We start from the raw sequence: 19431 nt of genomic DNA on the forward strand, positions 1-19431 counted from the left end.
GAGTCCGCGCTAGGAGTTCACACGGAGGATCTCCTCCTGGTACGGGGCGCGGATCGCCGCCGACACCCGCAGGTCGAGCAGGAGGAACGGGCGGTCCTCGGCGGGGCGTTCGCGCCACCGGGCGAGGGCCTCGAGATCGTCGAGCGTGCGCACGACGACGCCCTCGCCACCGACCGCACGGCACAGTGCGGCGAAGTCGACCTCGGGGATGAGCATGGGGGCGGGGGCGAGGCCCTGCGCGCCGTACAGGTGCACCTCGGCCCCGTACGCGCGGTCGTTCCACACGACGGCCAGGCCGCGGCCGCCGGCGACCCGGACAGCCGACTCGAGGTCGCTGACGGCCATGAGACCGCCGCCGTCGCCCGTCGTCAGCACGATCGTCGCGTCGGGACGGGCGCGGGCTGCACCGGGGACCGAGGGGAAGCCGAGGCCGATCGACTGATAGGCGGTGCCGACCATCATCATCCGGTCGGGAGACGACACGGGCCAGTACATGTTCGCCCATCCGATGAAGTGGCCACCGTCCGACACGACGACGCGGTCCTCGGGCAGCAGCTCTCCGATCCGCCGCGCGGCGGACCGCGGGTCGAGACGCCCGTCGGGGGCGAGGGCGTCGCCGGGGAGATGGTCGCGCAGGGCGGCGATGTCGAGCGACTCGCGCCATCCGCTCGCCGGAGCGACGAGCGCGGCGAGCTCGTCGGCGATCGCCCGGGCCGCGAGGGCCGCGTCGGCGCGCAGGTAGAGCCCGACGTGCGGATGCGTCGCCGTGGCGGCCGTGTCGATCTGCGCGACCGTCGTCCCGGGGGCGAACAGGGTCCCGAACCGCATCGTGAACTGGTTGAGAGACGCGCCGACGACGAGCACGACATCGGCGTCGTGGATGACGGACATCGCCCCGTCGGCGCCGAATCCGCCGGTCACGCCGAGATCGAACTCCGGACGCGGGAAGACCCCGCGCCCGAGAGCCGTGGTCGCGGTCACCGCTCCCGTCGCATCGGCGATGGCGCCGAGAGCGGTGCCCGCTCCGGCGAGCCACGCGCCGCGGCCCGCGAGGAGGAGGGGCCGCTGCGCGCCCGCCAGTGCACGGGCGATCTGCGTCACGGTTCCGGTCGCGAACGGCGTGGCGGGAGCGAGCCCAGGCGCTCGTCGCGGCTCGGGGGTATGGGTGAGCGGGCCGGCGTCCGCTTTGGCGACGTCGTAGGGGATCGCCAGCACGACGGGGGAGGAGTACGCGAGGGCGTGCTCGATCGCGATGACGGTCGTGGCCGCGGCATCTGCCCGGCCCACCGTGTAGGTGCGGACTCCGACCGCCGAGGCGAGCGCGATCTGGTCGACGTCCCACGGGCGCGGGCCGGACGTCGGCGCATCGCCGACGACGAGGACCAGCGGGGTGCGTGCCTGCGCTGCCTCCGCGAGCGGTGTCAGGGTGTTGGTGAACCCCGCTCCGTACGTCGCGGTCGCGGCCGCGAGGCCTCCGCCGGCACGGTAGTGGGCATCGGCGGACACCACGCCGCCCGCCTCATGACGGAGCGCGGTGAAGGTGACGCCGGGGGAGCGCTCGAGCGCATCGAGCAGGTGTGCGTTGCCATTGCCCATCACGCCGAAGACGTGCGAGACGTGTCGGGAGAGGGCGGCGGCGACGTGCGCGGAGACGGAGGGCATGGCGATGCCTTTCGAGACGGAACGGTGATGGAGGCCGTATGTGTCTCACGCGCGGATGCCGCTTCGTGCCCATTTTTCGAGCACCGACGGCAACGCCGCCGCCGGACGTTCCGATTATAGGAACGACCGACGACGGCGTGAAGTGTTCGGTACGGGTTACGCCGGGACCTTCAGTCGCGGCACTCCGGCGGTCACCGGCCGCAGCTCACGCTGCGGGGCCTCGGGGATCTCCTGGTCCAGCGCGACGACGAGTCCGGCGGACGACGTCGCCGCATTGGCCATGTCGCGGATGGCGGCCGGGTTGAGGACCTCCATGTCGGCGCTTTCGAAGACGAAGCGCAGCGGGATGGACGGCTGCAGCCAGATCGAGGAACGACCGTCGTCGGCCGTCCACGACATCATGAAGCTCTCGTTGCGCCGCAGCTTCGTCGCGATGACGACTTTGAGGTGCGCGAGCAGGCGGTCCGGGATCTCGATTCGGGTGTCGGAGTTTCCGTAGTGGAGCTGTCCCATGCTGTCCTCCTGAGATCGTCGATGAGCGAGTGAAGTGTTGGTTCCCTCGTTAAGTATCTAGCCAGACAAGACAGTTTCTGTCAATTCTTAGATCCTATGTATCTCACCATCTGTGAAAGACAGAATCTGTCAAGCTGGGCTAGTGTTCTAGGATGTCGGAGGAGGTGGCAACCCGATGCCTCAAAACGTCGTCCGTCATGAAGGACTTCACCTGTACGCGGATCAACCTCGTGACGAGGTCGGTCGTCGGCTGAGCGACGCCGTCCTGCGTCTGCGGCGTGCGGAACAGGTGCAGGCCGGGCTCGCCGTGCGCGCCTCCGAGCTGTCGGCGATCGACTTGACCGCTCTGCGCTACCTCGTTCAGGGACACCGCGACGGCCGCGATCTCGGGCCCAAGGACCTCATCGTCATGCTCGCCACCTCGAGCGCCACGGTCACCAATGTCGTCGAGCGTCTCGCCTCGAAGGGCCTGGTCGAGCGCGTGCAGCACCCCAGCGACCGCCGCGCGCACTACCTCGTTCCGACCGCCGCCGCCGTCGAGCGGGTGGATGCCGCCTTCGCCGCCCATCACCGGGCGGTTGTGACGGTCATCGATGAGCTCGACCCTGAGCGTACCGCCATCGCGGCCGAGGTCATCGACCTCCTCGCTTCCGCCCTCGACGAGATCGCCGAGCGCAGCACCTGACTCCCGAACGAAGCGGGGGCCGACTCCATATCAGTGGTGTCGGCCCCCGCTTCGTCGTGTCAGCTGTCTTCGCCCTCAGCCTGCGAGGGGTGTCCCGTCTCCTCTTCCGGGGCTTCGCCCGTGTCGGGGTGATCGGGGTCGGCGCCCTCGGCCTGGCTGGGCTTCGCGTCGTCTCGTGACATCGACGGTCTCCTTCCGAGATGGGGTCGTCGTCTCTGGCTATCACGCTTGTCCGACCCCCGCCATCCCCTCGCCCCGGGCGGGACGATGTGCCTACGGTCGCCTCATGTCCGACGCATCTGAACCCCTGACCGACGAAGACGCCCGCCGCGAGGAACTGCTGCGCGCCGGCGGATCGACCGAGGCCGACGCGGCGCCGCGGATCGAGACGAGCGAGCACGACGGCGTCACGCGCATCGACATCGCCGACTCGGCCGCCGTGCGTCCGGGACCTGGGCCCGGTACGCCCGACGCCGACGGTGACGAGCCGGAGGTCGAGCGATGAAGGCCCTCACCTGGCAGGGGCGCCGCAACGTCTCCGTCGAGACGGTACCCGACCCCGAGATCCTCGAGCCCACCGATGCGATCGTGCGGATCACCTCGACCGCGATCTGCGGCTCCGACCTGCACCTGTATGAGATCTTCGGGCCGTTCATCGACAGCGGCGACGTGCTCGGACACGAGCCGATGGGCGTCGTCGTCGAGGTCGGCTCGGCCGTCACGAACCTGGCGGTCGGGGACCGCATCGTCGTGCCGTTCAACATCTCGTGCGGGCACTGCTTCATGTGCCGGCGCGGGCTGCAGTCGCAGTGCGAGACGACGCAGGTCACCGAGTACGGCAGCGGCGCGTCGCTGTTCGGCTACACCAAGCTGTACGGCCAGGTCCCCGGCGGTCAGGCCGAGTACTTGCGGGTGCCGCTCGCGGACTACAACCACATCCGCGTCGGCAACGACCTCCCCGACGACCGGTACCTCTTCCTCAGCGACATCCTGCCGACGGCGTGGCAGGGCGTGGAGTACGCCGATGTTCCCGAGGGCGGCACTCTCGCGGTGATGGGGCTGGGGCCTGTCGGCCAGTTCGTCGCGCGTGTCGGTGTGCACCGGGGGTACCGGGTGCTCGCGGTCGACCCGGTCGCCGAACGGCGAGCGATGGCGGAGCGGCACGGTGCGGACGTGTTCGACCTGACCGACTCGGTGGTCGACGAACTCCGCGACCTCACCGACGGGCGCGGCGCGGACGCCGTCGTGGATGCCGTCGGCATGGAGGCCCACGGGAACCCCGCCGTCTCGACGGTGCACAAGGCGTTGGGGCTGCTGCCCGATGCCCTGGCTCAGAAGGTCATGGAGACCGGCGGGCTCGATCGGCTGGCGGCGCTCCACTCGTCGATCGACATCGTCCGCCGCGGCGGCACCGTCTCGCTCAGCGGCGTGTACGCCGGCGAGGCCGACATGATGCCGATGAAGACGATGTTCGACAAGCAGCTGAGCCTTCGGATGGGTCAGTGCAACGTCAAGCGGTGGATCGATGACCTGCTGCCTCTCGTCGAAGACCCCGCTGACCCGCTCGGCGTCATGGATCTGACGACCCACCGCGCGCCGCTGTCCGACGCGCCGGGCCTCTACGAGACTTTCCAGAAGAAGGAGGACGGCTGCATCAAGGTGGTGCTGCAGCCGTGACTCCGCCCCGGGGAGGAGACGGCCATGTCGCGTAACGTCCGACTCATGCACTGCGCCCCCGAAGACGTCTTCGGGGTCCTGAACGACGGCTGGCTGTTCCCGGCGTGGGTCGTCGGTGCGTCGCGCATGCGCGATGTCAGTCCCGCCTGGCCCCAGAAGGGGTCGCGTCTGCACCATTCCTTCGGGGTGTGGCCCTTCGTCATCGACGACAGCACGTCGGTGCTCGAATTCGATCCGCCGCACCGCATGGTGCTGCAGGCGCGCGGCTGGCCGATCGGTGAAGCCCACATCACCATCGACGTCAAGCCCCGAGGCGATGACTGCGTCGTGCGCATTCAGGAAGTGGCCGCGGAGGGGCCGGGGTCGTTCATCCCGCAACCGCTGCTCGACCTGCCCCTGCACGTGCGCAACGCCGAGACCCTGCGTCGGCTCGCGCACCTCGCGGAGGGCGGCGCGGGACGGTGACGACCGAGTACGACGCCGTCATCGTCGGCTCCGGGCCGAACGGGCTGGCGGCGGCCGTCACCCTGGCGCGCTCCGGGCTCTCGGTCGCGGTGTTCGAAGCCGAGGATCACTTCGGCGGCGGGGCGGCCTCCGGGGAGGTCACCCTCCCCGGCTACCTGCACGACCTGTGCTCGGCGGTGCACCCGCTCGCATTCGAATCCGCCTTCTTCCGCGAGTTCGGACTGCGCCACCGCGTCGAGTTCGTCGTGCCCGAGGTGTCGTACGCGCACCCTCTCGACGGCGGCGCGGCGCTGGCGTACCGCGATCTCGATCGCACGGCCGAGGGGCTCGGTGCCGACGGCCGCGCGTATGCCCGGCTGATGGCGCCGCTCGTCGAGCGCGTGCGCGGCATCGCGGACTTCACCGGTGGATCGCTGCTGCGCGTGCCCGGCGATCCGATCGCCGCGGCCTGGTTCGGCCTGCGCACCCTCGAGCAGGGGACACCGGCATGGAACCTGCGGTTCCGCGAGCAGGCGGCGCCGGCCCTCATGTCGGGGGTCGCGGCCCACACCATTCTCGGCCTCCCGAGTCTCGCGGCAGCCGGCGGCGGCCTCACCCTCGCGACATACGGTCATGCCCGCGGGTGGCCGATCCCGATCGGCGGAAGCGGGGCGATCGTGGCCGCCATGGTCGACGACATCCGTGCGCACGGCGGCGAGCTGTTCGTCGGACGCCGCATCCGCTCGCTCGATGAGCTGCCGAGCGCGCGGGCGGTGATGCTCGACGTGACGCCGCGCGCGCTCATCGAGATCGCGGGGGAGCGGATGCCGACGCGCTATCGGCACCGCCTCGAGCGATTCCGCTACGGCGATGCGGTGGCGAAGGTCGACTTCGCCCTCTCCGCGCCGGTGCCGTGGCGCGATCCCGCGATCGCGCAGAGCGGCACTGTCCACGTCGGCGGGACCCGGCCGGAGATCGCCGCCTCCGAGAACGCGGTGCGCGCCGGCCGGCTGCCCGACGCGCCGTATGTGCTCGTCGCGCAGCCGTCGCTGTTCGATGCGGGCCGGGCGCCGGATGGCCATCACACCCTGTGGGCATACACGCACGTTCCCGCGGGCAGCGAGGTCGACCGGACCGAGGCGATCGTGCGCCAGATCGAGCGGTTCGCGCCGGGCTTCCGCGACACGATCCTCGCGACCCACTCGGAGACCGCGCAGCAGGTCGCCGCGCGCAACCTCAACTATCCCGAGGGTGACATCTCCGCCGGCATCCCGTCGCTCGATCAGCTGATCGCCCGCCCGTTGCTCGCACGCGACCCGTGGCGGACGCCCATGGGCGGCGTCTATGTGTGCTCGTCCTCGACGAGCCCGGGCCCGGGCGTTCACGGGCTGGCCGGATGGTGGTCGGCTCTGAGCGCTCTGCGGCACGAGTTCGGGGTGCTCACGCGTCCCGACCTCTCACCGCGTCTCTAGGGGTGGGAGGCGCCGGAGTCAAGCGGAAGAGCGCCCCGTCGCCGCGCTCGTACAGTGGACGCACCATCGTCGTCTGCGGGAGGTTCATGGTGTCCGGTGCTTCCGAGCCCGAATCCGTCGCGCGAGCCGTCGAACGGCTCCGTCTGGCCGAGGCCAGCCTGGCTCGGCGGCGTCAGAGCGACTGCGGTCCCAGTGAGACGGCGCGCGCCGCAATGCGGGTGGTGTACGACAGCGCGGATGCCGGCCGGCGCGTCACCCCGACCGACATCGCCGCCTCGCTGGGCATCTCGACGCCGACGGCGACGACCATGCTGAAGCGTCTCCGCGACGGGGGACTGGTGGCGTTCGAGCGCAACCCCGACGACGGTCGGAGCAAGTACGTCGTGCCGACCGATCGCAACGCGGACGTCGAGGGTGTCGATCCACTGACGCTGCGTGTGCGCGACATCGCGCGCGGGCTGGATGACGACACCGCCGCGAAGCTGACGACCCTTCTCGACGCGATCGCGGATGCGGTCGACGAGGAGTGTCGCTGAGGTCAGGCGTCGGCGGTCGCGGGCTCCGGGACGACACGCAGGCCGTTCGCTCCGCCCGCTTCGAGCAGGAGGGCCTCGACCCAGTGTCGATTGATCGTCGGAGGACGGCTGCCGCTGAAGAGGAACACCATCGGGACGGCCGGGTGCACCCACACGCTGAACAGCCCGCTGTCGGTCGAACGGTGGAACATGAACGGCTCGTTGCGGCGCAGCTTGTTCATGAACACGACCCGCAGGTGCGCGAGCAGACGGTCTTCTACGTCGAACGTCCGTCCTTGACTGCCGTAAACGAGTGTTCCCACGGACGCGAGGGTACTGGCGGGGGTCCGCCTAATTAATTCCGGTTAGTTAGGCGAACTAGTTAGAGCAGGGATGGCGCGTAAACCCCTCGTGAACTTCTGTCAAGCGGGTAGGTGCAGACGGCTCGGGCCGCGATAGTCGTGTCAGAGCGACGGGAGTGGTCATGGTCTTGGATATGTCACCGATCGCCCGCAAGCCCAGCGCGGTGCGCCTGGCCACGTCGGGCGCCCTGCGTCAGCTGCCGTCGCGGCGGCCGGAAGCGCCGAGCACCGAGGCGGACGTCCGCTGGGAGCTCGTCGACGTCGACCGTTACGAGGTGCGAGAGGGAGAGGTCACCCTCGGCTACATCGACGTCGTCGGCGCGGTCTTCGTAGCCCTCGGCGGGCCCTGGTACTCGGCTGCCGTCGAGCTGCGTCAGACGCTCCGCTTCGATGAAGCGGTGCAGACGCTGCGCTCGACCCGGCGTCACTGAGGCGCGGCCCGGCAGCGGTCCTCCGGCCTCCTAGGCTGGGGGACATGATCCGCATCGCCACCATCGGCACGAGTGTCATCACCGACGCCTTCATCGGTGCGGCCTCTCGCACCCGGGGGATCGAGGTCGTCGCGGTGTCGTCTCGAGATGCGGTGAAGGCGCAGGCCTACGCCGATCGTCTGGGTGTCGCACGGGCGATCGCCGGCCTCGATACCGTCCTCGCCGATCCCGAAGTCGACGCGGTCTACATCGGTTCGCCGAACGCCGCCCACGGCTCGCAGGTCGAGTCCGCCATCGCGGCGGGCAAGCACGTGCTCGTGGAGAAGCCCGCGGTCGCCACAGCCCGGGAGTGGGATGACCTCGTCGACCGGTCGCGCCGCGCGGGCGTGATCCTGCTCGAGGCGATGCGCACGGCGTACGACCCCGGCATCGCGGCCGTCCGCGAGCAGCTCGGATCGCTCGGAACGCTCCGCCGCGCCTCGTTCCACTACGCCAAACGGTCGTCGCGCTACGACGCCGTGCTCGCGGGTGGGACGCCGAACATCTTCGATCCCGCCATGGGCGGCGGAGCGCTCGCGGATCTGGGTGTCTACGGCGTGCACGCGGCGGTCCTCCTGTTCGGTGAACCCACCCGCGTGGCCGGGTCGTCGGTGACGATCGCCACGGGCGCTGACGGCGCCGGTCTGGCGGTGCTCGAATACCCGGGGCTGGTCGTCGACGTCGCCTACTCGAAGATCACCACCGCTCTCCGGCCGAGCGAGATCCAGGGCGAGGATGCGACGCTGCTCATCGATCACCTGGCCAGTCCGCGCCGCGTGACACGGGTCGGTCTCGACGGTGCGGAGTCCGCGTGGACGTCGGATGCTGCCGTCGACACGCTCGACGGCGAGGTCGCGCGCTTCGTCGAGCTCGTGGGCGGCGCGGTCGCTCCGGACGAGGACCAGGCGCGCACGGCGGCAACGCTGCGGACCATGGAGCGCATCCGCCAGGCGACAACCGGCTGACGCATCCGCCGAGCGCCCTGTCAAGGCCCTGGGGTTTCACCCGGTGTCGACGCAGGCTCGTCCCATGCACCACACGGGACTGCGCTGGGATGAGATCGCTGAGGATGCCTGGCGGGTATGCGATCCCACGCGCCCGTCCTCCGATGCCGATGCCGTCGTCGCCTACGTCGAACGGCGCCGGGACGGTGTCTTCGAGGTGGTGTGGCTCTGCGGCACCGCGGGGACCGAGACCTTCGTCGCGATCGGTGAGGCCGCCTGCGCGATCGCCGACCGACACGCCGCATCCCGCCGCACCGGGTCGCCGCTGGCGACCAAGCCGATTCCCATCGCCCACCGTCCGCCGCTTTCGCGGGCCTGAGGCTCGGGTGCGGTCAGCGCCGCATCCGATCGATCAGCAACCCGACGGCTGCGTTCGCGCTGTCGTCGATGACCTGTTCGGGCTCACCGTCGAGGTCGAGCAGGACGTGGCCCGTATCTGCGCCGTCGCTCCACCCGAGGTACACCGTACCCGGCTCGTGGCCGTCGTGCGGCTCCGGACCCCCGACGCCCGTCACCGACACCGCCAGATCCGCGCCTGTCAGGTCGCGGACCGCACGTGCGAGGTGCTCGGCGCATTCCGGGGAGCAGGGGTCGATCCCCTCGGCCAGGCCCAGGACGCGGTGCTTCGTCTCCAGTCGGTAGGCCACGACGCCGCCGGCGAACCAGTCGCCCGCGCCCTCCGCCGCGCCGATGGTGGCGGCGAGGTTGCCCGAGGTCAGCGATTCCGCCACCGCGATCACGGTGCCGCTCTCCTGTGCCAGCCGGGCGAGTTCATCGATGTGGGTCATTTCTACTCCTGGCGCGACCCTAAGCACCGGTGGCGGAGACGCGTGCGGGGATTGTCTGCGATTCGGCACGGTGATATCGCGCGGGAGGCGCAGAGCTCGACTGGGACTTTGGTCCCTGGTGGAGTCATCGCGAATGCGAGATGGTTATGTGGTCAGACCACATACGACGAAGGAGACAGAAATGACCACGCACGCGGTCCACGCAGCCATCCCCCGCACGGAGGCTCGGACCCGCACTCAGGCGATCGCCCGCCAGGACGAGATCGTGACCTCGCTCGCCGGGCGCCGCACTCTCGCTGCGCTGCGCTACGCGACCGGCTTCATCTTCCTCTGGGCGTTCCTCGACAAGCTGTTCGGCCTCGGATTCTCGACGCCGTTCGAGCGGGCGTGGATCAACGGCGGCACCCCGGCGCAGGGCTTCCTCAACAGCCCCGCCGTCACCGGCCCCCTTCAGCCCTGGTTCCAGAGCATGGCGAGCCCGCTCGCCGACGTCCTGTTCATGGCGGGCATGCTGGCCATCGGAGTCGCCGTCATGTCGGGCATCGGTCTCCGCGTCGCAGCGGTAGCCGGAAGCCTCGTCATGCTCCTGATGTACCTCGCCGAGTGGCCGTTCGCCTGGGGTGCGGCATCTACCAACCCCCTCGTCGACTACCACATCGTCTACGCGCTCGCGCTGATCGTGATCGCCGTGCTCCACGCCGGCGACACCTGGGGCCTCGGCGCCATGTGGAAGAAGCTGCCTCTCGTGCAGCGCTTCCGGTGGCTCGTCTGACACCGAGTCGCCCCGCCGAAGGCGCGGATCCCCCCGGGGGTCCGCGCCTTCGCTCATTCGTGCGCGGGCTGCGCCGCGCGAAGAGCGGCCTGCGTGCGGCTGGTGACGCCGAGCGTTCGCATGATGCCTGTCAGATGGTTCTTGACCGTCTTCTCGGCGATACCGAGCTCGGCCGCGATCGCGCGATTCGACAGCCCGCGGGCCACGAGCGCCAGCACTTCCCGCTGGCGTCGGGGGAGAGGGTCCGAAGACGGCGCGGAGGACGCGGTCGTATGCAGCGTCGCGCCCAGCGGATGGCCCGATCCCACCCGGCGCACGGCGTCGATCAGCTCTCCGGCCGCGACGTCCTCGAGGAGGAAGGCGGACGCGCCCGCCGATGCGCTCTCGCGACGCGCCTCGTCGTCGTCCGAGGCACAGAGGATGATGCAGTGCAGGCGCGGATCCGCTGCGCGCAGGGCGGCGCAGACCGCCGCGCCGGTGCCGTCTGCCAGCTGATAGCCGAGGATCGCGACATCCGGTCGTGTCGCCCCGGCGCGCGCCTTCGCCTGGCGTGCGGTCGCCGCCTCGGCGACGACCTGCATGCCCGCGGCCGCGTCGATCAGGTCGGCGACGCCGCGGCGGACCAGGTCGTGATCGGCCAGGACCAGCACGGCGAGCATGGCCTCCACCGTAGCGTTCGGCTGGATACGGTGGGGGGATGGAGGAGCACCGGGCCGGTCCGCGGCGGAGCGAACAGGCCCGCCTCGCGGTCCTGACGGCGGCGGCCGACCTGCTCGCGCAGAACGGCTATGAGAATCTCACCATCGAGGCCATCGCGCGGCAGGCATCGGTCGGCAAGCAGACGATCTACCGGTGGTGGCCCTCGCGTGCAGCGATCCTGACGGAGGCGCTGCTCGAGGGCATGATCTTCCGACAGCAGCTCGCGGTGCGGAACACCGGAGACCTGCGCCGCGATCTCACGGAGTGGATGTCGCGGGTGTGGTCGGTCCTCGATGCGCCGCAGGGCCGGATGCTGCTGCGTTCGCTCGTCGCCGCGGCGACCGAGCACCCGGCCATCGGCGAGCTGATGCGCGATCGGCTGAGCGCCGACGGCGGCATCCGGGCGCGGGTCGTCGCGCACGGAGATCCCGCGGTCGCCGCGGTCGAGATCGGCGACGCGATCGCCGGCTGGATGATGATGCAGGTGCTCATGGGCGCGGCTCCGACGCCGGACGGCATCCGGGCGATCGTCCACGCGCTGGTCCCGGGTTAGGGTTGACGAGACGCTGCGTCTCGTCAAGGGCGTCCGCATTCCGAAGGAGTCGCTGATGGCCGAGCTGCTGTACCGCCTGAGCAAGGGAGCCGCGCGTCGCGCATGGCTCGTCGTCGTCGCCTGGGTCGCCGTGCTGGGGATCGCCGGCGGCGCCTTCGCGCTCGGCTTCGGCGGACTCTCATCGAGCTTCGACATCCCGGGCACCGCTTCGTCGAAGGTCACCGACCAGCTCGCCGAGGAGCTGCCCGACTTCGCCGGAGCGGCGGGCACCGTCGTGTTCCACGCTGAGGACGGTGCGCTCACCGACGATCAGCGTGCGGCGATCTCCGACCTCGTCGCCTCCGCCACGGATCTGCCCGACGTCGCGACCGTCAACGACCCGTTCGAGGCCGAGGCGCAGCGCGCGGCGCAGGCCCAGCAGCTGGCTGACGGTCAAGCGCAGATCTCCTCCGCGCGCGACCAGCTCGACGCCGGACAGGCGCAGCTCGATCAGGGCACGGCGCAGCTCGAGGCGGGCCAGGCCCAGCTCGACGCCGCGCGCGCCCAACTCGAGGCAGCCGGTGCTCCGGCCGCGCAGCTCGCCGCGCTCGACGCTCAGCAGGCTCAGCTCGACGCGGGCCGCGCCGAGCTGGAGCGGCAGCAGGCGACCCTCGACTCCGGGCGGACCGAGCTCGAGGCGCAGGCCGAGACCGCCGACCTCGGCGGGCGCCTGCTCGACCTCGCCGACGGTATCGCCCTCGTCTCGCCGGACGGCTCGACCGCGACCGTGAACGTCGCCTTCACCCTGCCGCGCCTCGAGCTGCCGCAGGATGCGAAGGACGCCGTCGTCGAGCACTTCACCGCCGAGCCGATCGACGGCGTCGAGGTGGGCTTCTCGACCGAGATCTCCCAGGGCGTGCCGAAGATCCTCGGCGTCGGCGAGGCCGTCGGCGTCGCGGTCGCCGCCGTGGTGCTGCTCGTCATGCTCCGCAGCCTCATCGCCGCCGCCCTCCCGCTCGTCACCGCCGTCGTCGGAGTGGGCGTCGGCGTGCTCGGGGTGCTCGCACTGTCGGGAGTCGTGCAGATGGCTTCGGTGACGCCCGTGCTCGGCGTGATGCTCGGGCTCGCGGTCGGCATCGACTACGCCCTGTTCGTGCTCAATCGGCACCGCAAGCAGCTGCTGCGCGGGATCGACCTGCACGAGTCGATCGGCCTCGCCGGGGGAACCGCCGGAAACGCCGTCGTGTTCGCCGGATCGACCGTCGTCGTCGCCCTCCTCGCCCTCAACATCACCGGCATCCCGTTCCTCGGTCTCATGGGTACGGCGGGAGCCGTCTGCGTCGCCATCGCGGTGCTGATCGCGATCACGCTGCTGCCGGCGCTCCTCGGGCTGCTCGGGATGCGCGTGCTCGGCCGTCGTGCGCGTGCGCGCGTAGGCCAGCCCGACGCGGTATCGACCCCGACGCGCGCGATGCCGACCTGGCGCGCCATCACGACCGCCGTCGTGTCGGTCGGGCTCCTGCTCGCCCTCGCGGTTCCGGCGCTGTCGATGCGGGTGGGCCTGCCCGACGGAGCGTCCGAGCCGGAGGGATCGTACGGCCAGCGTGCGTTCGAGCTCACCGAGGACGCGTTCGGCCCCGGTGCGAACTCGCCGCTGCTGGTGACCGCGAGCCTGCCCGAGGGCCTCGACGACACGGGGCGGCTGCGAGCGCAGGTCGCTGTGGCCGAGGCGATCGCCGACCGCGACCACGTCAGTGCCGTCGCGCCGATCGCGGTCTCCGACAGCGGCACCATCGCGGCGTTCCAGGTGATCCCCACGGATGGGCCGAGCAGCGTCGCGACCGAGGACCTGGTGCGTGACCTGCGCTCACTGCCACCGGTCGACGGCGAGTACGCGCTGGGTGTCGCCGGTCAGGCCGCCATCAACATCGACATCTCCGAGGGGCTCGTCGGCATCCTGCCGATCTACCTCGCGGTCGTGGTCGGGCTCTCGCTCGTGATCATGATCGTCGTCTTCCGCTCGCTCGTCGTGCCGCTCATCGCGACCGGAGGCTTCATCCTGTCGCTGTTCGCGACCTATGGCGCCGTCGTCGCGGTCTTCCAGTGGGGATGGGGCGCCGAGCTCATCGGTCTGCACACGACCGGTCCGATCCTGAACTTCCTCCCGGTGATCCTCGTCGGCATCCTGTTCGGGCTCGCGATGGACTATCAGCTGTTCCTGGCGTCGGGGATGCGCGAGGCGTTCGTGCACGGCTCCGAGGCGAGGCTCGCCGTCATGCAGGGCTACCGTGCCGGGCGTTCGGTCGTGATCGCGGCCGCGCTCATCATGGTGTCCGTCTTCGGCGGCTTCATCTTCGCCGAGGCCACGATCATCCGCTCGATGGGCTTCGGCCTGGCCTTCGGCATCCTCGTCGACGCGCTCGTCGTGCGCATGCTGCTCATGCCCGCGCTCATGCACCTCATCGGGCGCGGTGCGTGGTGGCTGCCCCGGTGGCTCGACCGCATCCTCCCGGATGTCGACGTCGAGGGCGCCAAGCTCGAGCGCACGCACCCGCACGTCTGAGCGCGCCCGCCGGGGTCAGAACGCGTCGAGGTCGGCGCGCAGGCCCTGCCCGGTGTGCTCCGAGCGCAGGATGCCCCGCCGCCGCAGTACCGGCACGAGCTCGTCGAGAGCGCGGTGGAGCGTCACGGGGTGGAAGTCGCCCGAGAAGATCAGCCCGTCGTTGTCGGCGTCGTCGCCGAGCGCCTGGATGACGTCGGCGATCTCCTCCGCGGTCCCCACCGTGCCTCCGGCGCCGTCGGTCACACGTCCGAGCCGCGCCTTGCCGGCGAGGATGTCGCGCAGCGGCGCCTCGGAGAAGTCGGAGTACCGCCCGAGCAGCCCCCGAATGGTGCCCTTCGAGACGTGATCGCCGAAGATCGCGGGATCGAGCGGGCGGTCGAGGTCGAGCGACGTGAGGTCGGTCTCGAGATCGCTCGACCATGCCTCGGCCACGTCGACGAGCGTCGCCTCGTCGGGATGCCGCGATGCCTCGACGATGCGCTCCGCCTCCTCGACCGAGCTCGCGACGATCGGTTTGACGACGAAGAGAGTCTTGATCGCGTCGGCGTCCCGCCCCGCGGCGATCGCCGCTTCGCGCACGCGGCCGCGGTACGCGCGGATGCTCGCGGGGTCGAGGTTCGACAGGGCGAGCTGGATCTCGGAGTTCGCCCCGGCGAAGCCGATGCCCCGCGGCGAGCCGCCGGGGGAGGCGACGATCGGGTCGCCGGCGGGCAGGGGCTCGGCGTTGAGGGGACCGTCGAACGAGAAGTACTCGCCCCGGTGCTGGACGGCGTGGATTTTCGAGCCGTCGGCGTAGATCTGCGTGTCGGGATCGGCGATCAGGGCGTCGTCGTCCCAGCTGTGCCACAGCAGGCGCAGCGCATCGAGCCATTCCTGCGCACGGTCGTAGGCAGCGTCGTGCCCGAGGCGCTCCGTGCCGAAATGATGCGCCGACCCGACGTCCGTGACGACGTTCAGGCCCAGCCTGCCGCCGCTGAGGTGCTGCAGCGACGCGAACTGGCGAGCGGCGAGGTACGGCGGCCACGCGGCCGGGTTGACGGTGGGGATGACGCCCAGGTGCTGCGTCGCGGCGAACAGGTACGGGGCGAGCGTCCACGGGTCGTGCTTGGGCCCGCCGTACGCCTTGCGGACTCGAAGGTTCAGCGTCTCGGGAGTGATGCCGACCGAGAGCGCGTCTTCGATCAGGACGAAGTCGAACCCCGCCTGCTCGAGCTCACGGGCCGAGTGCTGGTAGAGGTCGGGCTTCTGCCACGGCCAGTTCCACCGCTGGTACGGCCGCGCCCAGCCGTGGGGACCGAACCCGCGCGAGAGGAACCAGCCGAAGTGCTGGGCGCGCGTCATGCCGACACCGCTTCCGGTGCTGCTGCGGTCGCGGCTCGGGCGGCATCGAGTCCGCGGTCGAGGTCTGCGATGAGGTCGCCGGCGTCCTCCAGGCCGACCGAGAGCCGCAGCAGGCCCGGCCCGACCCCGATGCGCGCCAGGTCGGCGTCACTGCGGCTCGCGTGGGTCGTGGTCGCCGGATGCAGCACGAGCGACCGCACATCGCCCAGGTGGGTCATCGGGGTGAACAGCCGCACGCTGCGCGTGAAGGCCTCCGCAGCTGCCCGCCCGCCGGTGAGGGTGAAGGAGAACAGCGCGCCCTGCCCCGCGGGGAGAAGGCGCACGGCGAGGTCGTGGTCCGGATGCGAGGGGAGTCCGCTGTAGTCGACGCCGGCGACCTCCGGACAGGTCTCGAGCCAGGCGGCGAGGGTCGCCGCCGTCTGCGATTGCCGCTCCACTCGCAGCGACAGGGTCTCGATGCCCTGCAGCAGCAGGAAGGCGTTGAGGGGCGACGGTGAGGGGCCGAAGCGCATCGCGACGCGGCGCGCGGTGTCGAGGAAGGCGCGCTCGCCCGAGCGTTCGACGAACGTGCGGCCGTCGGGTCCGGTCTCGGCCGCGATCTGGCGGAAACGGCCGGGCGCGGCATCCCAGGCGAAGCGTCCGCCGTCGACGATGACGCCGCCCAGACCCGTGCCGTGGCCCGACAGGGATTTCGACGCCGAGTGGATGACGATGTCGGCCCCGAGCTCGAGCGGGCGCAGCAGGTACGGCGTCGCGAGGGTCGAGTCGACGACGAGCGGGATGCCGTGCCGGTGTGCGACCTCGGCGACGGTCGGGATGTCGAGCACGCCGCCGCGCGGATTCGCGATCGTCTCGGCGACGAGGGCGCGGGTGCGCGGGCCGATCGCCGCCTCCCAGGCGGCCGGGTCGCGCGGATCGTCGACGAAGTCCGTTGTGATGCCGAGGCGCCCGAACTCGGAGCGCAGCAGCTCGCGCGTGCCCTCGTAGATCGCGGAGGCCGCGACGATGTGGTCTCCCGACTCGAGGATCGTCAGCAGCGCCGTCGAGGTCGCCGCCTGGCCGCTGCCGACGAGCAGGGCTCCCACGCCGCCCTCGAGGTCGGCGATGCGCCGCTCGGCCGCCGCCGCGGTCGGGTTGCCCACGCGCGTGTAGCTGAACCCGGTGGCGGGGTCCGCGAAGCGGCCCTCGCCGTCGGCGATGTCGTCGAATTCGAAGCCGGCGGTCAGGTAGATGGGAGTCGCGCGCGAGCCGTACGCGTCGAAGCCACGGGCGCCCGCGTGCAGCTGGCGCGTCGCGAAGGCGAGGGATTCGGAGTGGTTCTCGAGAGCGGGCATGGGGGGAAGAGTACGGCGGGCGGCCGCGGCGGCGCTTCTCCGCCGTCATCCGGAGTCACGCGGTGACCAGAGCTCGCCCTCGTGTGTCTCTCTGTGTTCTCCGGTTTCCGACTGTTTCGGCCCCGTTCACGATGGGAGCGCGCGGTGGCGAGCATGGGGTCATGTCCCCCCTGGTGAGTGTCGACGACCTCGCCGCCGAACTTGCCGCGGACGCTCCGGTGCGTCTGCTGGACGTCCGGTGGCGCCTGGACCGTGCCGAAGGACGACCCGACTATCTGCTCGGGCATCTGCCCGGCGCCGTGTACGTCGATCTCGAGCGCGAGCTCGCTCGTCCCGGCGTTCCGGAACAGGGACGGCATCCGCTTCCCAGCCGCGCGGATCTCGAGGCCGCTGCCCGGCGGTGGGGTGTGAACGCGGGCGACCGGCTCGTCGCGTACGACGACAACGACGGGGTCGCCGCGGCTCGTGCGTGGTGGCTGCTCCGTCGTCACGGCCTCGACATCCGGGTGCTCGACGGCGGCTTCCGCGCCTGGGTCGGATCGGGCCGTCGCCTGGAGCACAGCGACCGCGCCGCGGCGACCGGTGACGTCGATCTCCCGGAGGGGAGCGGAGGCCTCGCCGGCATCGACGACGCGGCTGTCGCCCCGGCACGCGGGGTTCTCCTCGATGTGCGCGCACCCCAGCACTACCGCGGTCAGGCGGTGGGGGCCGACCCCGTCAGCGGCCACATCCCGGGGGCTCGCAACCTTCCGACCGTCGTCCACATCGGCCCGGACGGTCTTCTCCGCGACCCGGACGAGATCCGCACGTCGCTCGCGGCCGTCGGGGTCGGGCCCGACACGGACGTCGTCATCACGTGCAGCTCGGGCGTCGCTTCAGCCCACACCGCGCTGGCGTTCGCGGTGGCCGGGTACCGCCGGGCGCGCGTGTTCGCGGGATCGTGGAGTCAGTGGTCCCGCGATCCGGGACGCCCCGTCGCGACGGGGCCGAGTCCGGCGGCCACGATCGGAGTGGTCTGACCGGGCGACGGCGAACCGCGTCAGTTGCGGATCGCCGAGCCCTCGCTGAGCCGGTGCCACGTGCGGTTGTGGTAGACCAGCGCATCGCCGTGCCCGCCCGGCTCCACGTCGCGCTCGACGTGCGACTGCAGGGCATGGCCGGCGATGACGATCGAGCCGCCGGCATCCATGCGAGAGACGACGGCGCAGCGGACCCAGGCGCGGACGCCGCGGTAGACCGGCTCGCCGGTGGTCAGCCGTGACCAGGCGGAGGCGTCGGCGAAGCGGTCGATGCCGCTGGTCGCGCCCAGCTTCGCCAGCGCGAGGTCGTCGGCGTCGAGCAGGTGCACCACGACGGTCTCGGCCGTCGACAGCACGGCGGAGGCGGAGGACTGCGCCGACACCGAGAACACCAGCAGCGGCGGGTCGGCGCTCACCGAGGAGACCGACGTCGCCGTCAGGGCGACCGGACCATCGCCGGCGTCGGCCGTGATGACGGCGACACCGCCGGGGTGCCCGCGGAAGAGCGTCTTGAACTCATCGGCGGACAGCGAACCGCCCAGATGACGGGAGGGGTGCTCCGCGGACGGGTCGAGGTTCGGCTGCGACATGATCACGACGTTAGTAACCACGACGACCCGTCGCATGTTCCGTGAACGTCGGAGACGATCGATGACGCCGTGTAACGTGCCCCGCGTGACGACGGAACAACACGACGGCTGGACTCGGCGGTACGGTTCGCCCGCTCCCGAGGGCCTCCCGCGCAACGATGTGCTCGATCTGCTCTACCGTCACCGTTCCGTGCGGCGATTCGGGCCCGGCGAGATCGACGATGCGGCGCTGACCGCGATCATCGCCGCTGCTCAGTCGGCCTCGACGAGCTCGAACCTGCAGGCGTGGTCGGTGATCGAGGTGCGCGACCCCGACCGACGCGATGCGCTCGCACGACTCGCGGGCGACCAGGACTTCATCCGCCGGGGCGGCGTCTTTCTCGTCTTCGTCGCCGACTGGGCGCGGGCGCGCGAGCTCGCGCATCGCGCGGGGGAACCGTCGGATGCCGTGGAGTACATCGAGAGCACGATCGTCGGCTTCATCGACGCGGCGCTGGCCGCCCAGAACGCGGTGATCGCCGCCGAGTCGCTGGGCCTGGGCGCCGTCTACGTCGGGGCGGTCCGGAACCATCCCGAGCAGATCGCCGACCTGCTCGAGCTTCCCGACGGGGCCTTCCCGGCGTTCGGCGTCGTCCTCGGCCACCCCGACCCGCACGACCGGGCGGGGGTGAAGCCCCGGTTGCCGCAGCGGGTCGTCCGTCACCGCGAGACCTACCGTCTGCCGGACGACGCCGAGATCGCCGCATACGAGGACGCCGTCACGGGGTACTACCGCACGCAGGGCGAGCCGCGGGGCTGGCTCCGCGCTGCGATCGCCCGGGTGCGGGATGCCGCGAGCCTGCACGGGCGCCACACGATGCGCCGCTCGCTCGAACGCCGCGGTCTGTCGTCGCGCTGAGCCCGACAGCCGGAGCCCTCGACAGCGGCGTGGCCCTGGCTTAGGGTGGACGCGTGCAGACCTGTCGTTGTTGTCGCTGAGCGCCGCCGCG

23 protein-coding genes are annotated in these 19431 nt (G+C 71.1%); 14 read left to right on the forward strand and 9 right to left on the reverse strand.

Annotated features, from left to right (window positions below; genetic code table 11):
• Positions 1-9 precede the first annotated feature (9 nt).
• Complete coding sequence (locus O1W71_RS07535) at positions 10-1662, reverse strand: thiamine pyrophosphate-binding protein (RefSeq protein ID WP_269267243.1); 1653 nt, start codon at positions 1660-1662, stop codon at positions 10-12.
• Positions 1663-1818: 156 nt separating this feature from the next.
• Positions 1819-2175, reverse strand: a complete 357-nt coding sequence (locus O1W71_RS07540; protein ID WP_269267244.1) for a DUF7882 family protein — start codon at positions 2173-2175, stop codon at positions 1819-1821.
• Positions 2176-2350: 175 nt separating this feature from the next.
• Between O1W71_RS07540 and O1W71_RS07545 the strand changes: the two genes are divergently transcribed.
• The gene (locus tag O1W71_RS07545) at positions 2351-2860 is read left to right on the forward strand and encodes a MarR family winged helix-turn-helix transcriptional regulator (RefSeq protein WP_269267245.1); all 510 of its coding nucleotides are present in this window, start codon (positions 2351-2353) and stop codon (positions 2858-2860) included.
• A gap of 59 nt (positions 2861-2919) precedes the next feature.
• Here O1W71_RS07545 and O1W71_RS07550 read toward each other — a convergent pair whose 3' ends face one another.
• Complete coding sequence (locus tag O1W71_RS07550) at positions 2920-3042, reverse strand: hypothetical protein (RefSeq protein ID WP_258524624.1); 123 nt, start codon at positions 3040-3042, stop codon at positions 2920-2922.
• 104 nt (positions 3043-3146) lie between these two features.
• Between O1W71_RS07550 and O1W71_RS07555 the strand changes: the two genes are divergently transcribed.
• From O1W71_RS07555 to O1W71_RS07575, 5 genes are all read left to right on the forward strand, one after another.
• Positions 3147-3365, forward strand: a complete 219-nt coding sequence (locus tag O1W71_RS07555) for a multidrug transporter (RefSeq protein ID WP_269267248.1) — start codon at positions 3147-3149, stop codon at positions 3363-3365.
• Positions 3362-4537: a zinc-dependent alcohol dehydrogenase gene (locus tag O1W71_RS07560; protein ID WP_269267250.1), complete on the forward strand. Its 1176-nt coding sequence runs from the start codon at positions 3362-3364 to the stop codon at positions 4535-4537. Before O1W71_RS07555 ends, O1W71_RS07560 begins: the two co-directional genes overlap by 4 nt.
• Before the next feature lie 24 nt (positions 4538-4561).
• Complete coding sequence (locus O1W71_RS07565; protein ID WP_269267251.1) at positions 4562-5002, forward strand: SRPBCC family protein; 441 nt, start codon at positions 4562-4564, stop codon at positions 5000-5002.
• The gene (locus O1W71_RS07570) at positions 4999-6453 is read left to right on the forward strand and encodes a phytoene desaturase family protein (protein WP_269267253.1); all 1455 of its coding nucleotides are present in this window, start codon (positions 4999-5001) and stop codon (positions 6451-6453) included. Before O1W71_RS07565 ends, O1W71_RS07570 begins: the two co-directional genes overlap by 4 nt.
• Positions 6454-6539: 86 nt before the next feature.
• Positions 6540-6989: a MarR family winged helix-turn-helix transcriptional regulator gene (locus O1W71_RS07575; protein WP_269267256.1), complete on the forward strand. Its 450-nt coding sequence runs from the start codon at positions 6540-6542 to the stop codon at positions 6987-6989.
• Positions 6990-6991: 2 nt separating this feature from the next.
• On the opposite strand, the gene O1W71_RS07580 is transcribed toward O1W71_RS07575, so the two are convergent.
• Positions 6992-7291, reverse strand: a complete 300-nt coding sequence (locus O1W71_RS07580) for a DUF7882 family protein (RefSeq protein ID WP_269267257.1) — start codon at positions 7289-7291, stop codon at positions 6992-6994.
• A 173-nt stretch (positions 7292-7464) separates the two neighbouring features.
• On the opposite strand from O1W71_RS07580, the gene O1W71_RS07585 reads away from it, so the two are divergent.
• The 3 genes from O1W71_RS07585 to O1W71_RS07595 all read left to right on the forward strand — a co-directional run bounded on the left by O1W71_RS07585 (position 7465) and on the right by O1W71_RS07595 (position 9123).
• Positions 7465-7761, forward strand: a complete 297-nt coding sequence (locus O1W71_RS07585; protein WP_114589261.1) for a hypothetical protein — start codon at positions 7465-7467, stop codon at positions 7759-7761.
• Positions 7762-7805: 44 nt separating this feature from the next.
• Positions 7806-8765 carry a Gfo/Idh/MocA family protein gene (locus O1W71_RS07590; protein ID WP_269267258.1) on the forward strand — a complete coding sequence of 320 codons (960 nt, stop codon included), beginning with the start codon at positions 7806-7808 and terminating at the stop codon, positions 8763-8765.
• 64 nt (positions 8766-8829) lie between these two features.
• A complete protein-coding gene (locus O1W71_RS07595) occupies positions 8830-9123 on the forward strand; it encodes a hypothetical protein (protein ID WP_112616550.1) in 294 nt (97 codons plus the stop codon).
• Between the two features lie 13 nt (positions 9124-9136).
• On the opposite strand, the gene O1W71_RS07600 is transcribed toward O1W71_RS07595, so the two are convergent.
• Positions 9137-9592, reverse strand: a complete 456-nt coding sequence (locus O1W71_RS07600; RefSeq protein WP_269267260.1) for a CinA family protein — start codon at positions 9590-9592, stop codon at positions 9137-9139.
• A gap of 181 nt (positions 9593-9773) precedes the next feature.
• On the opposite strand from O1W71_RS07600, the gene O1W71_RS07605 reads away from it, so the two are divergent.
• The gene (locus O1W71_RS07605; protein WP_269267261.1) at positions 9774-10364 is read left to right on the forward strand and encodes a DoxX family protein; all 591 of its coding nucleotides are present in this window, start codon (positions 9774-9776) and stop codon (positions 10362-10364) included.
• Between the two features lie 53 nt (positions 10365-10417).
• Here the strand turns inward: O1W71_RS07605 and O1W71_RS07610 are convergent, their stop codons facing one another.
• The gene (locus O1W71_RS07610; RefSeq protein ID WP_269267262.1) at positions 10418-11023 is read right to left on the reverse strand and encodes a response regulator transcription factor; all 606 of its coding nucleotides are present in this window, start codon (positions 11021-11023) and stop codon (positions 10418-10420) included.
• A gap of 38 nt (positions 11024-11061) precedes the next feature.
• Here O1W71_RS07610 and O1W71_RS07615 point away from each other — a divergent pair, with 38 nt between their 5' ends.
• Positions 11062-11616 (forward strand): TetR/AcrR family transcriptional regulator, encoded by a 555-nt coding sequence (locus O1W71_RS07615; protein WP_112616556.1) that lies wholly within the window; start codon positions 11062-11064, stop codon positions 11614-11616.
• 55 nt (positions 11617-11671) lie between these two features.
• Positions 11672-14158 carry an MMPL family transporter gene (locus tag O1W71_RS07620; protein ID WP_269267263.1) on the forward strand — a complete coding sequence of 829 codons (2487 nt, stop codon included), beginning with the start codon at positions 11672-11674 and terminating at the stop codon, positions 14156-14158.
• 15 nt (positions 14159-14173) lie between these two features.
• Here the strand turns inward: O1W71_RS07620 and O1W71_RS07625 are convergent, their stop codons facing one another.
• Both O1W71_RS07625 and O1W71_RS07630 read right to left on the reverse strand, forming a co-directional pair.
• Positions 14174-15499: an NtaA/DmoA family FMN-dependent monooxygenase gene (locus O1W71_RS07625; protein WP_269267264.1), complete on the reverse strand. Its 1326-nt coding sequence runs from the start codon at positions 15497-15499 to the stop codon at positions 14174-14176.
• On the reverse strand, positions 15496-16833 hold the full coding sequence (locus O1W71_RS07630) for an O-acetylhomoserine aminocarboxypropyltransferase/cysteine synthase family protein (protein WP_269267265.1): 1338 nt from the start codon (positions 16831-16833) through the stop codon (positions 15496-15498). Before O1W71_RS07630 ends, O1W71_RS07625 begins: the two co-directional genes overlap by 4 nt.
• 161 nt (positions 16834-16994) lie before the next feature.
• Here O1W71_RS07630 and O1W71_RS07635 point away from each other — a divergent pair, with 161 nt between their 5' ends.
• Positions 16995-17852, forward strand: coding sequence for a sulfurtransferase (locus O1W71_RS07635; protein WP_269267266.1), 858 nt, complete (start codon positions 16995-16997; stop codon positions 17850-17852).
• Between the two features lie 20 nt (positions 17853-17872).
• Here O1W71_RS07635 and O1W71_RS07640 read toward each other — a convergent pair whose 3' ends face one another.
• Positions 17873-18442, reverse strand: coding sequence for a flavin reductase family protein (locus O1W71_RS07640; RefSeq protein ID WP_269267267.1), 570 nt, complete (start codon positions 18440-18442; stop codon positions 17873-17875).
• Positions 18443-18527: 85 nt separating this feature from the next.
• Between O1W71_RS07640 and O1W71_RS07645 the strand changes: the two genes are divergently transcribed.
• Complete coding sequence (locus tag O1W71_RS07645) at positions 18528-19340, forward strand: NADPH-dependent oxidoreductase (protein WP_269267268.1); 813 nt, start codon at positions 18528-18530, stop codon at positions 19338-19340.
• Positions 19341-19431 lie beyond the last annotated feature (91 nt).

This window comes from Microbacterium sp. H37-C3 (genome assembly GCF_027157935.1).
Taxonomy (GTDB): domain Bacteria; phylum Actinomycetota; class Actinomycetes; order Actinomycetales; family Microbacteriaceae; genus Microbacterium; species Microbacterium plantarum.